General features: G+C 64.0%; 12 protein-coding genes. 9 read left to right on the forward strand and 3 right to left on the reverse strand.

Annotated elements, in window-relative coordinates; genetic code table 11:
* Genes PHA8399_RS16260 through PHA8399_RS16275 form a run of 4 tightly spaced genes read left to right on the forward strand, consistent with a single transcriptional unit; the run spans position 1 to position 3,396 of the window.
* On the forward strand, positions 1-735 hold the full coding sequence (locus PHA8399_RS16260) for an ABC transporter permease (RefSeq protein WP_058287147.1): 735 nt from the start codon (positions 1-3) through the stop codon (positions 733-735).
* A complete protein-coding gene (locus tag PHA8399_RS16265; protein ID WP_058287148.1) occupies positions 732-1,490 on the forward strand; it encodes an ABC transporter ATP-binding protein in 759 nt (252 codons plus the stop codon). The genes PHA8399_RS16260 and PHA8399_RS16265 overlap by 4 nt, the downstream gene beginning before the upstream one ends.
* A 26-nt stretch (positions 1,491-1,516) precedes the next feature.
* Positions 1,517-2,668, forward strand: coding sequence for an o-succinylbenzoate synthase (gene menC, locus PHA8399_RS16270; RefSeq protein WP_058287149.1), 1,152 nt, complete (start codon positions 1,517-1,519; stop codon positions 2,666-2,668).
* Positions 2,665-3,396 (forward strand): GNAT family N-acetyltransferase, encoded by a 732-nt coding sequence (locus tag PHA8399_RS16275; RefSeq protein WP_058287150.1) that lies wholly within the window; start codon positions 2,665-2,667, stop codon positions 3,394-3,396. The genes menC and PHA8399_RS16275 overlap by 4 nt, the downstream gene beginning before the upstream one ends.
* Before the next feature lie 376 nt (positions 3,397-3,772).
* Here PHA8399_RS16275 and PHA8399_RS16280 read toward each other — a convergent pair whose 3' ends face one another.
* The 3 genes from PHA8399_RS16280 to PHA8399_RS16290 form a co-directional block, all read right to left on the reverse strand.
* On the reverse strand, positions 3,773-5,176 hold the full coding sequence (locus tag PHA8399_RS16280) for a TRAP transporter large permease (RefSeq protein ID WP_058287151.1): 1,404 nt from the start codon (positions 5,174-5,176) through the stop codon (positions 3,773-3,775).
* Between the two features lie 5 nt (positions 5,177-5,181).
* On the reverse strand, positions 5,182-5,847 hold the full coding sequence (locus PHA8399_RS16285) for a TRAP transporter small permease subunit (RefSeq protein ID WP_058287152.1): 666 nt from the start codon (positions 5,845-5,847) through the stop codon (positions 5,182-5,184).
* 79 nt (positions 5,848-5,926) lie between these two features.
* Positions 5,927-6,943 carry a C4-dicarboxylate TRAP transporter substrate-binding protein gene (locus PHA8399_RS16290; protein WP_058287153.1) on the reverse strand — a complete coding sequence of 339 codons (1,017 nt, stop codon included), beginning with the start codon at positions 6,941-6,943 and terminating at the stop codon, positions 5,927-5,929.
* 503 nt (positions 6,944-7,446) lie between these two features.
* Here PHA8399_RS16290 and acs point away from each other — a divergent pair.
* The 5 genes from acs to PHA8399_RS16315 all read left to right on the forward strand — a co-directional run bounded on the left by acs (position 7,447) and on the right by PHA8399_RS16315 (position 14,283).
* On the forward strand, positions 7,447-9,408 hold the full coding sequence (gene acs, locus PHA8399_RS16295) for an acetate--CoA ligase (protein WP_058287154.1): 1,962 nt from the start codon (positions 7,447-7,449) through the stop codon (positions 9,406-9,408).
* Between the two features lie 7 nt (positions 9,409-9,415).
* Positions 9,416-10,099: an adenylate kinase gene (locus PHA8399_RS16300; RefSeq protein ID WP_058287155.1), complete on the forward strand. Its 684-nt coding sequence runs from the start codon at positions 9,416-9,418 to the stop codon at positions 10,097-10,099.
* Between the two features lie 182 nt (positions 10,100-10,281).
* On the forward strand, positions 10,282-10,566 hold the full coding sequence (locus PHA8399_RS16305) for a DUF4212 domain-containing protein (RefSeq protein WP_058287156.1): 285 nt from the start codon (positions 10,282-10,284) through the stop codon (positions 10,564-10,566).
* A 1-nt stretch (position 10,567) separates the two neighbouring features.
* Positions 10,568-12,352: a sodium:solute symporter family protein gene (locus PHA8399_RS16310; protein ID WP_058287157.1), complete on the forward strand. Its 1,785-nt coding sequence runs from the start codon at positions 10,568-10,570 to the stop codon at positions 12,350-12,352.
* Positions 12,353-12,459: 107 nt separating this feature from the next.
* Positions 12,460-14,283 carry a DUF294 nucleotidyltransferase-like domain-containing protein gene (locus tag PHA8399_RS16315; protein WP_058287158.1) on the forward strand — a complete coding sequence of 608 codons (1,824 nt, stop codon included), beginning with the start codon at positions 12,460-12,462 and terminating at the stop codon, positions 14,281-14,283.
* The last annotated feature ends 45 nt before the right edge of the window (positions 14,284-14,328 follow it).

Raw genomic sequence — 14,328 nt, forward strand, 5'->3', positions numbered from 1 at the left:
ATGAACCCCCTCGAAATCCTCGCGCAATACTGGCCCCGGCTGCTCGATGGCACGCTGATGACGATCAAGCTGACGCTGCTTGGCGCGCTGATCGCCGCATTGGTGTCACCGGCCTTCGCGCTGATCCGCGTCCACGCCTCCCCGATGGCGCAGGCGCCGCTCCGGCTCTATGTCTCGTTCATGCGCGGCACGCCGATCCTGGCGCAGCTGTTTCTGATCTACTACGGGTCGGGCCAGTTCCGGCCCCTGCTTCAGGACTGGGGGCTGTGGACCTTCTTCCGCGACCCGTTCAACTGCGCGCTGCTGGCGTTTGCGCTCAACTCCACCGCCTATCAGACCGAGATCCTGCGCGGCGGTATCCTGGGTGTTGCGCGCGGCGAAATCGAAGCCGCCAAGGCCATTGGAATGAGCCGGTTCACGGCCCTGCGCCGGGTGGTGTTCCCGCATGCCTACCGCATCGCCTGGCCCGCGCTCGGCAACGAGGTGATCCTGCTGATGAAGGCCAGCGCGCTGGCCAGCGTGGTCACGGTTTTTGACGTGATGGGCCGCACCCGGCAGGTCTTTTCCAAGACCTTCGACTTCTCGGTCTATCTCTGGGCGGCCCTGATCTATCTCTGCATCACCGCGGTTTTTGTCCTGCTCTGGCGGCAGGCTGAACGCCGCCTCAGCCGCCATATCGGCGCCCGGCATCAAGCCCCAGCCACCGTCCAGCCTTTGAAGGAGACACGGGCATGACCCCACCGGACATCATTCTGAAAGCCGAAGACATCCACAAATCCTTCGGCTCTGTCGAGGTTCTCAAGGGCATCTCGCTCGCGGCCAGGAACCATGACGTGATCTCCATCCTCGGATCGTCGGGCTCGGGCAAATCGACCTTTCTGCGCTGCCTGAACTTCCTGGAAACGCCGACCTCCGGCAAGGTGACCGTGCATGGCGAAGAAATCCTGGTGAAGAACGGCAAGCCGCAGAATGCGCGGCATATCGAGGCGATCCGCGCCCGGCTGGGCATGGTGTTTCAGCAGTTCAACCTCTGGACCCACCGCACGGTTCTGGAAAACGTGATGGAAGGCCCGATCCAGGTCAAAGGCGAACCCAAGGCCGAGGCCCGCAGCAAGGCGGAGGCTTTCCTGAAGCGGGTCGGGCTGGAAGAGCGGATGCATATGTATCCCTCCCAGCTTTCCGGCGGCCAGCAGCAGCGCGTCGCGATTGCCCGCGCCCTGGCGATGGAGCCCGACGCGATCCTGTTTGACGAGCCGACGTCAGCCCTTGACCCCGAACTGGTGGGCGAGGTGCTGAAGGTGATGCAGGATCTCGCCGCCGAAGGCCGCACGATGATCGTCGTTACCCACGAAATGGGGTTCGCCCGCGAAGTGTCCTCCGAAGTGGTCTTCCTGCACGAAGGCCGCATCGCTGAACAGGGGCCGCCCGGCGAGATGTTCACCAATCCCAAAACAGAAGAATTCCGCCGTTTCATCGCCAAGGCGATGTGACCCCGGCCCCTATTCAGGTTTCAGAAATGACCAGCGATTCACCCCAGCCCCCCGCCCCCTCGCGCCCCGGCATCCGCATCGAGAGCGCCGAGCTGCGTATTGTCAGCCTGCCGCTGCTCACCCCCTTCGTGATTTCAACCGGCACCATGACCGCCAAGACCTTCCCCCTGCTGATCCTGAAGGGCGAAGGCATCGAGGGCGTGGCCGAAGCAGTGATGGACCCAACCCCGGATTACCTGGAGGAGACCATCCCCGGCGCGATGGCCTTTCTGCGCGAGGTGCTGCTGCCGCAGATCGTCGGCAAGCGTTTTGCCTCGCCCTATGAGCTTCAGCCGATCCTGTCGCCCTGGCGCGGCAACCGCATGGCCAAGGCGGTGGTGGAGATGGCGTTCTGGGATCTCTGGGCCAAAAGCCTCGGCCTGCCGCTGAAAGCCGCCCTGGGCGGCACCGGCGATCATGTCGACGTGGGGGTGAGCCTTGGCATCGCGCCGATTGAAACTTCGCTGGAACGGGTCCGCACCGCGGTTGAACAGGGCTACAAGCGCACCAAGCTGAAAATCGCTCAGGGCCACGACGTCCGGATCGTCGAGGCGGTGCGGGCCGAGTTCCCGGACATCAAGCTGACGGTCGATGCGAATACCGATTACGGCCTGGCCGATCTGGCGAAGCTGCAGGCGCTGGACGCCTTCGCACTGGATTACATCGAACAGCCGCTCGCTCATGACGACATTCACGATCACGCCAAGGTGCAGCGCGCACTCAAGACCGCGATCTGCCTCGACGAAAGCATCCGCAGCGCCAGCGACGCGCGCAAGGCGCTGGAAACCGGCGCCGCGCGGGTCATCAACATCAAGGTCGGCCGCGTCGGCGGCTTTGCCGAGGCGCGCGCCATCCACGACACCTGCGCCGCCTTCGGGGTGCCGGTCTGGTGCGGCGGCATGCTGGAAAGCGGCATCGGCCGGGCGCATAACATCCACCTTGCAACGCTCGCCAACTTCACCAAGCCCGGCGACACCTCCAGCGCCAGCCGCTACTTCGCGCGGGACATCACCAACGAACCGCTCGAAGCCTCCAATGGCGAAATGCCGGTTCCCGCCAACGGTCCGGGCATCGGCGTGACCCTGGACCGGGATTACCTCGCGTCTGTCACGGATCACGCCGAGGAGATCACTGCATGAACATGGTGAATACGGGGCTGGTTCTGCGCGAACTGAACGGCGTGGCCGAACTTAAACATGCTGAGTGGTTCCAGAAAGAGGTCTGGGGCAAGGACGACCCGCCGGACAACTCCGACCTGATGCTGGCGATCCAGCATGAAGGCGGCCTTGTTGCGGGCGCCTTCAAGGACGGGCGGATGCTTGGGTTCCTGTTCGGCTTCCCCACCGGGCAGCCGCATATCCAGCATTCGCACCGGCTGGCCGTGCATCCCGACAGCCGCGGCATGGGGCTGGGGCTGAAACTGAAATGGTTTCAGCGCGACTGGTGCCTGAAGCGTGGCGTGACCTTGGTCCGCTGGACGTTCGACCCGCTGCGCCGCGTCAACGCAGGGCTGAATATTGCCCGTCTGGGCGGCTCGGCCAGAACGTATTACGAAGATTATTACGGTGAAATGGTCGGCATCAACGCTGGCATTCCCTCAGACCGCCTGCTGGTCGACTGGACCCTCACAGCGCCGCGCGTTGAGGCGCTGGCGAAAGGGTGGAAAACGGTCGCGCCCGCCGGGGCAGCGGATTCCATGACAGTGGAGATCCCCAAGGACCTGGACGGGCTGCTGGCTTCGGATCTTGACGCAGCGGTTGGCGAACGGCATCGCGTGCGGGAAGAAATGACCTCGGCCTTCGCGCAGGGGTATAAAGTTGACGGATTTGACATTGAAACCTGCCGTTATCGTTTGACCAGGTCCTAAGGCAGAGAATGATCCCGATTGCGCCGATCAGATGATGGCGAAAGCTCCCCTGTCCTTGAGCATCCATTTGCAAAAGCACTTGTGACCGGAGACCGGGCACAGGGGGCAATTTCTGTCATGCCGCGCCAAACCGGCCCCGTGCAGCCGCCTGCCAAGCCGATCTGCTTCGGAGCCGCCTTCGCGTGAGCACAGACGGCCGGCGGCAGACGGCGGGATCAAGCCAAACCGCCGCGGGGCCCCGCCGTTAGGCGGGGATACGGCTGTTTTGCTTGGGGCCGGCGGCTGGCGCTGGCAGGCAGGGATCTTGTGACGGCGGACCTGACGCTTGCATCTGCTTTGGAGAGCCCTGAGCGCCCGTCCTGTCCACGCCCGTCTTCTACCCGGCCAAGGACGGCAGGTAGAGCACAATCCCCGGGAAGGCCACCAGCAGCGCAATCGTCACCGCGTCCGCCACAAAGAACGGCATCACGCCGCGGAACACGTCCTGCACGCTCAGGTCGTCGCGCACGCCGGCCACAACGAAACAGTTCAGCCCGATGGGCGGGGTGATCAGGCAGAACTCGGCCATCTTCACCACCAGGATGCCGAACCAGATCGCGCACATGGTGCCGCTCATGCCAAAGGCGCTGTCGGCCGCCGCAACGCTTTCGCCGCCGTTCAGCGCCATCACCGCCGGGTAGACCACCGGCAGGGTCAAAAGCAGCATGCCGATAGCGTCCATAAACATGCCCAGCACCGCATAGGCCAGCAGGATACAGATCAGGATCACCATCGGGCTCATCTCCAGCGTGGTGATCCAGTCCGAGAACGCCCCCGGCAGATCCGCAAAGCCCAGGAAGCGCACATAGATCAGCACCCCCCAGATGATAGTGAAGATCATCACCGTCAGCTTGGCGGTTTCCAGCAGCGCAGACTTCAGCTCCGCCCATTTCATCCCCTCCTTCAGCGCATAGAGGAACACGATGAAGGCGCCGATGGCGCCGCCTTCGGTCGGGGTGCCCCAGGCGTCGCCGCCAAAGGGGTTGTAGACAAAGCAGATGATGATCACGACCACCAGGATGATCGGCAGCGCCCCGGGCAGCGCGGCAAAGCGCTGGCCCCAGGTGAAGCCCTTGACCGGCGGGCCGACGGATTTGAAGACCACCGCAATGCCGACGATCAGCAGGCCGTAGATCACCGCCGAAAACGCCCCGGGGATGAACCCCGCCAGCAACAGCTTGCCCACGTCCTGTTCAACGATGATGGCATAGATCACCAGAATGGCCGAGGGCGGGATCAGCGAGGCGAGTGTGCCGCCCGCCGCCACCACGCCTGCCGCGAAGCGCTTGTTGTAGCCGATGGCCAGCATCTCCGGGATGGCGATCCGGGCAAAGACGGCGGAGGTGGCGACAGAGGCTCCCGACACTGCGGCAAAGCCCGCGGTGGCAAAAACGGTGGAGACCGCCAGCCCGCCCGGCAGCCAAGCGATCCAGCGTTTCGCGGCGGTGAACAGCGCCCGCGTCAGCCCGGCGTAATAGGCCAGGTAGCCGATCAGGATGAAGGTGGGGATCAGCGACAACGCCTGGCTGGACACCTTGGAGTGCGGCACCTGCCCCGCAATCTTGACCGAGACGGTCAGCGCCTTGCCGAACCGGGCCGGGTCATAGCCGAACTTGGCCCAGAAAATCCAGATCAGACCGATGAGCCCGGCTAAACCGGCAGCAAAGGCCACCCGCATCCCCAGGACCACCATCGCCAGCAGGCCGCCCGTGACCCACAGGCCGATTTCAATCGGTTCCATATTGCTTACCCCTGCCCGCCAGTCGCGTTATCACCTGCGCTGCTGTCGTGGCCTTGCATCTGCTCGGCCTCTGCCGCCGCCAGTTCGGCGGCGCCTTGCACCAGCGGCACTGCTACCGGTGCCTCCAGCCCCAGCACCAGCGCCCGGCCATAGCCCCAGATCTGCAGCACCAGCCGCAGCGCCAGCACCGCAAAGGCCACCGGCGCCAGCAGCTTGGCGGGCCAGATCGGCAGGCCGATGTCGATGGAGCTGTCACGGCTCCACATCGGCGCGGCAAAGTCGAAGGAACGCTGGAAATGCGCCCAGCTGCCCCAGACCATTGCCAGGATCAGCAACAGGATCAGCAGCACCGACACCAGCTCAAACAGCCACAGCGCCCGGCCGCGCAAAGCACCGATGAAGATGTCCATGCGGATGTGGCCGCCCTGACGCTGCACATAGGCGATGCCCATGAAGGCAATCAGCGGCATGATCTGCTCGATCCAGTCGACATAGCCGGGCAGCGGCGCGTTGATCGCGTTGCGCCCGCCAACCGAGACCACCGCCAGGATCATCAGAGAAAACACCGCGATCCCGCTCAGCAGTGCCAGCAATCGTTCGGCCTTCAATAAACCGCGGTCCAGCCTGCTGATCAGGCTGCCGTCCTCCAGGACTGCTGCGCTGCCTGCCATGCCCTGCCCCCATGTTCCAGAATTTCAAAGACAGAAAGGGCCGGAACTGTCGGCCCGGCCCTTCCGTATCATGTCAGGCTCAGCTGCCCGAGCGGTGGTCACTGAGGGTCTTCTGCACCAGATCGTACAGCTCCTGCGCCGGCAGGCCCTGCGCGCTCATGTCCTTGATCCACTGTTCGCGGATCGGGTCGGCAGCCACCTTGCGGAACTCGGCCAGCTGCTCGTCGGAGATCATCACCTTCTCGACGCCCTTCTCGTCCAGGACGCTGTCCCACTTGGTCAGCAGCGCGCCGTAGTTCTCCAGGTAATGGGCAATCGCTTCCTCCACCGAGCTGTCCAGCGCCTCGCGCTCGGCATCGCTCAGCGCCTCATAGGCGTCAGTGTTGACCACCACCGGGCAGTTCACGGTGCCGGGGTTCAGGTTAGCCGTCCACCAGTCGGCCTTGTTGATGGTGCCAAAGCTGAGGTGGGCATGCTGGGCAAAAGCAACGGTGTCAACAACGCCGGATTCCATCGCGTTATAGGCCTCGGTTGCGGTCACCGAGGTCGGCACCGCGCCCACGGCGGAGAACGCCTGGCCGATGCCGCCGGTGGCGCGCACCCGCATGTCCTTGAACTCCGCCAGCTCATCACGCGGCTCGCCGGTGCCGACGATATTGTACTGCGGCATCGGCGAGGTCATCAGCAGCTTGGCGTTCCAGCGGTCCAGATCCGCCTCTACCGCCGGGTGGGCGTAAACCGCGTGGGACACGGCCACCTCTTCCTCCAGCGTGTTCACGCCCAGGAACGGCAATTCCAGAACGGTGATCGAGGGGTTCTTGTCGCGATGGTAGCCGGCGCAGAACTGCGCCATTTCAAACGCCCCGATGGAGATGCCGTCGAGGTTTTCCTTGTTCTTGCTGAGACCGCCATAGCTGATATTCAGAGTGAACTCGCCATTGGTCTTCTCGCTGACCAGCTCGGCCAGTTTCTCCACATGTTCCGTGAAGGCGCGGCGCTTGCCCCACAGGGACACGTTCCACTCGGTCGCCGCGGCCTCGCCCGCCATTGCAACGCCAGCAGTCGCCGCCACAGCGGCGGTCAGAAATCTGTTCATAATGTAACTCTCCCGGATTGCGCCCTTTTTGCCTGCCGCACATGCGTCAGGCGGACGCTTGCCCGACAGGCTAGCCGCAAGGCCGCGCCCTGCCAACCCCCACGGCAGAAACGTGACGCAGTGACTCGCGTTCAGGGCACCGGGGCGCTCCCGTCCGCCCGCCGCGGGGCGGCCTGGCACAATATGCCGCAGCGCGATTGGGCCTGTTTCCGCCGCTTAGGCTGCCCTTTGGTCAATCTGCCCCGGCTTCAACCGCAAAATGACCGCAAAAGCGTTTACACCTAAACTGTTGTTTTTCCCGATTGCAGCGTTTGCGGGTGTCAAAACTTTTACAGATACGCGCCCCAAGGGGAAATTCGTTGACAATGAAATGCTTAAAAACCGGTCGCTTATTCACAAATTTTCAGCACGCGGTATTATCAGTGCCTAGGAGGAAACGGTTTGACAGCCACGGCACAGCGGTGTCGTTTGTCTTGCCAATAAAATTTCTGGGAGGAAACCGAATGAACGCGCTGCACGCAGACGCTGTCTATCCGCCATCCGACGAAACCGTTGCCCGCGCGCATGTCAATGCCGCGAAATACCAGGAAATGTACGACGCCTCAATGAACGACCCGGAAGGCTTCTGGGGCGAACAGGGCAAGCGTATCGACTGGATCAAGCCGTTCACCCAAGTGAAGGACGTGAACTACGGCTTCGGCAATGTTTCGATCAACTGGTACGCGGACGGCACCCTGAACGTGTCCGCCAACTGCATCGACCGCCACCTGGACACCCGCGGCGACCAGACCGCGATCATCTGGGAACCGGATGATCCGAACGAGGACGCGCAGCACATCACCTATAAGGAGCTGCACCGCCGCACCTGCCGGATGGCCAACATCCTGGAATCGATGGGCGTGCGCAAAGGCGATCGGGTGGTGATCTACCTGCCGATGATCCCCGAGGCGGCCTATGCCATGCTGGCCTGCGCCCGCATCGGCGCCATTCATTCCATCGTCTTTGCCGGCTTCTCCCCCGACGCGCTGGCGGCCCGGGTCAACGGCTGCGATGCCAAGGTGATCATCACCGCCGACGAGGCGCCGCGCGGCGGCCGCAAGACCCCGCTGAAATCGAACGCCGACGCCGCCCTCTTGCACACCAAGGACACGGTGAAATGCCTGGTGGTCAAGCGCACCGGCGGCCAGACCACCTGGGTGGACGGGCGCGATTATGACTACAACGAGATGGCGCTGGAAGCGGATGATTACTGCAAACCGGCCGAGATGAACGCCGAAGATCCGCTGTTCATCCTCTACACCTCCGGCTCCACCGGCCAGCCCAAGGGTGTGGTGCATACCTCTGGCGGCTATCTGACCTATGCCGCGCTGACCCACGAAATCACCTTCGATTACCACGACGGCGACATCTACTGGTGCACCGCGGACGTGGGCTGGGTCACCGGCCACAGTTATATCGTCTACGGCCCGCTGGCCAATGGCGCCACCACCCTGATGTTCGAGGGTGTCCCGACCTACCCCGATGCCTCCCGCTTCTGGCAGGTCTGCGAAAAGCACAAGGTGAACCAGTTCTACACTGCCCCTACCGCCCTGCGCGCACTGATGGGCCAGGGCAATTCCTGGGTCGAGAAATGTGATCTGAGCGATCTCAAGGTGCTGGGCACCGTGGGCGAGCCGATCAACCCCGAAGCCTGGACCTGGTACAACGAGGTTGTCGGCAAGGGCAAATGCCCGATCGTCGACACCTGGTGGCAGACCGAGACCGGCGGCCACCTGATGACCCCGCTGCCGGGCGCCCACGCGATGAAGCCGGGCGCGGCGATGAAGCCTTTCTTCGGCATCCAGCCGGTGGTGCTGGACCCGCAGTCCGGGGCTGAGATCGAAGGCAACGATGTCGAAGGCGTCCTGTGCATCAAGGACAGCTGGCCGGGCCAGATGCGCACCGTCTGGGGCGACCATGAGCGGTTCGAGAAGACCTATTTCTCGGACTACAAGGGTTACTACTTCACCGGTGACGGCTGCCGCCGCGACGCGGATGGCGATTACTGGATCACCGGCCGCGTCGACGACGTGATCAACGTCTCCGGCCACCGCATGGGCACGGCTGAGGTCGAAAGCGCCCTGGTGGCCCACGCCGCCGTCGCCGAGGCCGCCGTGGTCGGCTACCCGCATGAGATCAAGGGCCAGGGCATCTATTGCTATGTCACCCTGATGAACGACCGCGAACCCTCGGACGAGCTGCTGAAGGAACTGCGCACCTGGGTGCGGACCGAAATCGGCCCGATTGCCTCTCCGGACGTGATACAGTGGGCGCCGGGCCTGCCGAAAACCCGCTCCGGCAAGATCATGCGGCGCATCCTGCGCAAGATTGCCGAGAACGATTTCGGCTCCCTGGGAGATACCTCGACCTTGGCCGATCCGTCGGTGGTCGAAGACCTGATCGAAAACCGCGCGAACAAGGGGTGATTTAACGATGAATATGGCAGTTATGACCCGTCCCGCCGTTTTGATCCTGCTGGGGCCTCCGGGCGCCGGCAAGGGCACCCAGGCGCGGATGCTTGAGGAAAAATTCGGCTATGTGCAGCTGTCGACCGGCGACCTGCTGCGCGAGGCGGTTGCCGCGGGCACACCCGCCGGCCTTGCCGCCAATGCGGTTATGGAAGCGGGCCAGCTGGTCAGCGACGAGATCGTGATCAACATCTTGCGCGACCGCCTGGCAAAACCCGATTGCGCCAAGGGCGTGATCCTTGACGGCTTCCCGCGCACCACCGTGCAGGCAGAGGCTCTGGACGGCCTGCTGGCGGAAACCAATCAGAAGATCAACGCCGCGATCAGCCTGGAAGTGGACGACGCGGCCATGGTCGAGCGGATTTCCGGCCGCTACACCTGCGGCGGCTGCGGCGAGGGCTATCACGACAGCTTCAAGCAGCCTGCAAAGGCCGGCACATGCGACAAATGCGGCGGCACAGAGATGAAGCGCCGCGCTGACGATAATGCAGAAACCGTTGCCAGCCGGCTGGAGGCCTATCACGCGCAGACCGCGCCGCTGATTGCCTACTACGGCGGCAAGGGCGTGCTGCAAACCACGGATGCCATGGGCGGTATCGACGACATCGCCCAGGACATGGCGGCCATTGTGACAAAGGCCACCAGCTAACGAATAAGAAGCGGGGCCTGCCCTGACCGGCAGGATCCCGCCCCCCGGACAATGAGATACCCGATGGACCTGCCTTGGCAGACCAAAGGAGTCATGCCTGCGCGCCGCGACCCGGCTGCTGGCAAACGGAGAGAGTCCGCCCGGTCCCCGCGGCGGCTCAGGAGGAAGAAGGAGGAGCCGCCATGGCGGATCAAACCACAAATGCGGCAAAAACCGCCGAAGCCGACAAAGGCTATTGGGCGGCAAACGTGCGCATCATTCTAGTCAGCCTGGTGATCTGGGCTGTTGTTTCATTCGGCTTCGGCATCCTGCTGCGCCCGCTGCTTTCGGGCATCAAGGTCGGCGGCAGCGATCTGGGCTTCTGGTTCGCCCAGCAAGGCTCGATCCTGGTGTTCCTGGGGCTGATCTTTTTCTACGCGTTCCGGATGAACAAGCTGGACCGCGAATACGGCGTGGAGGAAGAATAAGATGGACCAGTTTACCATCAACCTGCTGTTTGTGGGCGCTTCTTTCGCGCTCTACATCGGCATCGCGATCTGGGCCCGCGCGGGTTCCACATCTGAATTCTATGCCGCGGGCCGGGGTGTGCATCCTGTCACCAACGGCATGGCAACCGCAGCCGACTGGATGTCGGCAGCCTCCTTCATCTCGATGGCGGGCCTCATCGCCTTCACCGGCTATGACAACTCCACCTTCCTGATGGGCTGGACCGGCGGCTACGTTCTGCTGGCACTGCTGCTGGCGCCCTACCTGCGCAAGTTCGGCAAGTTCACCGTGTCCGAGTTCATCGGCGACCGGTTCTACTCCCCGACCGCGCGCGTGGTGGCGGTGATCTGCCTGATCGTGGCCTCGACCACTTACGTGATCGGTCAGATGACCGGCGTCGGCGTGGCCTTCGGCCGCTTCCTGGAGGTCTCCAACACCGCGGGCCTGCTGATCGGCGCCTGTGTGGTCTTTGCCTACGCCGTGTTCGGCGGCATGAAGGGCGTGACCTACACTCAGGTGGCCCAGTACGTCGTGCTGATCATGGCCTACACCATCCCGGCCATCTTCATCTCGCTGCAGCTGACCGGCAACCCGATCCCGGCGCTCGGCCTGTTCGGCGATCACGCAGCCTCCGGCGAGCCGCTGCTGGCCAAACTGGACGCCATCGTGACCGAGCTGGGTTTCAACGAGTACACTGCGCATCACGCCGACACCTTCAACATGGTGCTGTTCACCCTGTCGCTGATGATCGGCACCGCGGGCCTGCCCCACGTGATCATGCGCTTCTTCACCGTGCCGAAAGTGGCTGATGCCCGCTGGTCGGCCGGCTGGGCGCTGGTGTTCATCGCCCTGCTCTACCTGACCGCTCCGGCAGTTGGCGCCATGGCCCGCCTGAACATCACCGAGATGATGTGGCCGAACGGCGGCATCGAAGGCGGCGCCGTGACCGTGCAGCAAATCGAGAACGATCCGCAGTACGACTGGATGGCGACCTGGCAGCAGACCGGCCTCCTGGGCTGGGAAGACAAGAACGGCGACGGTGCGATCCAGTACTACAACGACCAGAACGCCGATCTGCAGGCCACTGCCGAAGCCAACGGCTGGGTCGGCAATGAGCTGACCAACTTCAACCGCGATATCCTGGTTCTGGCCAATCCTGAGATTGCCAACCTGCCGGGCTGGGTCATCGGTCTGGTGGCAGCTGGCGGCCTGGCGGCTGCACTGTCCACCGCTGCAGGCCTCTTGCTGGCGATCTCCTCGGCTGTGTCGCACGACCTGATCAAAGGGTCGATCAACCCGAGCATCTCGGAAAAAGGCGAACTGCTGTCGGCCCGGATTGCCATGGCCGTGGCCATCGGTGTGGCAACCTACCTGGGTCTGAACCCGCCGGGTTTTGCCGCGCAGACTGTGGCGCTGGCCTTTGGCCTCGCGGCTGCCTCGATCTTCCCGGCGCTGATGATGGGCATCTTCACCAAGGTGAACAACAAGGGTGCCGTGGCCGGCATGCTGGCAGGCCTGATCGTGACCCTGGTCTACATCTTCCTGCACAAGGGCTGGCTGTTCATCCCGGACACCAACTCCTTCACCGATGCGGATCCGCTGTTGGGCACCGTCAAATCCACCTCCTTCGGTGCGATCGGCGCGATGGTGAACTTCGCGGTGGCCTTCCTGGTGTCGAAATCGACCGAGGCGATCCCCGCCGAGATCGAAGAGCTGGTGGAAAGCGTCCGCATCCCGCGCGGCGCCGGGGCCGCACAGGACCACTAACCTCCCCTGGGCGGGCTGCCTCCCAGCGGCCCGCCTCTTTCCTCATGGTCCCGTCCGGTTCACACTCGGCGGGACCATTTTTTTCCTGATCCCATGCAGGTACGCCCATGCCCCTTTCTGATGCCGCGCTGCTCCGCTTTCTGACTTCGGTCCACCCCTACGACAGCCTGGAACCGGCGCTGCTGCAGGCGCTGGCCCCCAAGTTCCGCCTGATCGATGCAGCTGCAGGTGATGCTGTCTACGCGCTGAACGAGGATCTGGAAGGGCTGTACCTGGTCCACACCGGCGAGGTGGAAGTGACCGATGAAAACGGCATTCCCGTTTCCATCCTCGGCCCCCGCAATTCCTTTGGCGAACGCGGGCTGACCCGCGGCGGCCGGGCGGTGACCTCTGCGCGGACGACCAAGGACACACTCCTGCTGCTGCTGCCCAAGGCGGATTTCCACGCCCTGATGGCCGGCCAGCCAAAGGTCGCCAAGTTTTTCGACCGCCGCCGCCCCGGCAGCCAGGTCTCCGGCAGCCTCGCCACCACCCGGGTTGAGGCCATCATGGCGCGCGCGCCGGTCACCTGTTCCGGCGGCCTTACCTGCCAGGGCGCCGCGCAACTGATGCGGGACCGCCGCATCTCCTCCGTCTGCGTGACCGACGGCGACCGCTTGCAAGGCATCCTGACCACCCGCGACCTGACCGCCAAGATCCTCGCCGCAGGCAAGCCGATTTCCACCCCGGTCTGCAACGTGATGACCCCGGACCCGCTGACCCTGGCGCCCTCCGCCATCGGCTCCGACGTGCTGCACATGATGATGGAGCACGGCATCGGCCACATCCCCGTGGTTGAGGCAGGCAAGCTCGCAGGCATCGTCACCCAGACCGACCTCACCCGCTTTCAGGCCGTCAGCTCAGGCGAGATGGTGTCGAGCATCGCCCGTGCAGCGTCGGCTGAAGAGATGGCCAAGGCCACCGCCGAAATCCCCCGCCTGCTGGTGCAGCTGGTGGCAGGCGGCAACCGGCATGAGGTGGTGACCCGGCTGATCACCGACATCGCCGACACCGTGACCCGCCGCCTGCTGGCATTGGCGGAAGATAAACATGGCCCGGCCCCGGTGCCCTACCTGTGGCTCGCTTGCGGCTCGCAAGGGCGGCGCGAGCAGACGGGCGTGTCCGACCAGGACAACTGCCTGATCCTGTCCGACGATCTGGCCCCGGGCGATGAGGCCTATTTCGAACAGCTCGCCAAGTTTGTCTGCGACGGGCTCAACACCTGCGGCTACGTCTATTGCCCCGGCGACATGATGGCCTCCAACCCGCGCTGGCGTCAGCCGCTGCGGGTCTGGCGCGACTATTTCCGCGGCTGGATCGTCAAGCCAAACCCGGAAGCGCAGATGCTGGCCTCAGTGATGTTCGACCTGCGCCCCATCGGCGGCGACGCCGCGCTGTTTGCTGACCTGCAGCAGGAGACCCTGCAGGCGGCCAGCGCCAATACCATCTTCACCGCCCATATGATCGCCAATTCGCTGAAACACACGCCGCCCCTGGGCCTGTTGCGCGGGCTGGCCACCATCCGCTCGGGTGAGCACCGCAACACGCTGGACATGAAGCACAACGGCGTGGTGCCGGTGGTGGATCTGGGCCGGGTCTATGCGCTGCAGGGGAAACTGGCCGAGGTCAACACCCGCGCCCGGCTGGAGGCCGCCGAGGCCGCGGGCGTGCTCAGCCCCTCCGGTGCGCGGGATCTGACGGATGCCTACGACCTGATCGCCCAGACAAGACTGGAGCATCAGGCGGCGCAGATCCGCGGCGGCCAGGCACCGGACAATTACCTGGCGCCCTCGGACCTGTCGGATTTTGAGCGAAGTCATCTGCGCGACGCCTTTGTTGTGGTAAAGACGATGCAATCGGCAGTTGGGCACGGTAAGGGAATGCTGAGCTGACGGCTGCGCGTGCGGAGCGTGCGGGAGCCTGCGGCGCGAGTATTT

The organism is Leisingera aquaemixtae (assembly GCF_001458395.1).
GTDB classification, from domain to species: Bacteria; Pseudomonadota; Alphaproteobacteria; order Rhodobacterales; family Rhodobacteraceae; genus Leisingera; species Leisingera aquaemixtae.

Excerpts from the sequence above, each read along its gene's own strand:
- acs (WP_058287154.1), top strand. The coding sequence starts at position 7,447 with ATGAACGCGCTGCACGCAGACGCTGTCTATCCGCCATCCGACGAAACC.
- PHA8399_RS16265 (WP_058287148.1), top strand. The coding sequence starts at position 732 with ATGACCCCACCGGACATCATTCTGAAAGCCGAAGACATCCACAAATCC.
- PHA8399_RS16290 (WP_058287153.1), bottom strand. The coding sequence starts at position 6,943 with ATGAACAGATTTCTGACCGCCGCTGTGGCGGCGACTGCTGGCGTTGCA.
- PHA8399_RS16305 (WP_058287156.1), top strand. The coding sequence starts at position 10,282 with ATGGCGGATCAAACCACAAATGCGGCAAAAACCGCCGAAGCCGACAAA.
- PHA8399_RS16310 (WP_058287157.1), top strand. The coding sequence starts at position 10,568 with ATGGACCAGTTTACCATCAACCTGCTGTTTGTGGGCGCTTCTTTCGCG.
- PHA8399_RS16315 (WP_058287158.1), top strand. The coding sequence starts at position 12,460 with ATGCCCCTTTCTGATGCCGCGCTGCTCCGCTTTCTGACTTCGGTCCAC.
- PHA8399_RS16300 (WP_058287155.1), top strand. The coding sequence starts at position 9,416 with ATGAATATGGCAGTTATGACCCGTCCCGCCGTTTTGATCCTGCTGGGG.
- menC (WP_058287149.1), top strand. The coding sequence starts at position 1,517 with ATGACCAGCGATTCACCCCAGCCCCCCGCCCCCTCGCGCCCCGGCATC.
- PHA8399_RS16285 (WP_058287152.1), bottom strand. The coding sequence starts at position 5,847 with ATGGCAGGCAGCGCAGCAGTCCTGGAGGACGGCAGCCTGATCAGCAGG.
- PHA8399_RS16280 (WP_058287151.1), bottom strand. The coding sequence starts at position 5,176 with ATGGAACCGATTGAAATCGGCCTGTGGGTCACGGGCGGCCTGCTGGCG.
- PHA8399_RS16260 (WP_058287147.1), top strand. The coding sequence starts at position 1 with ATGAACCCCCTCGAAATCCTCGCGCAATACTGGCCCCGGCTGCTCGAT.
- PHA8399_RS16275 (WP_058287150.1), top strand. The coding sequence starts at position 2,665 with ATGAACATGGTGAATACGGGGCTGGTTCTGCGCGAACTGAACGGCGTG.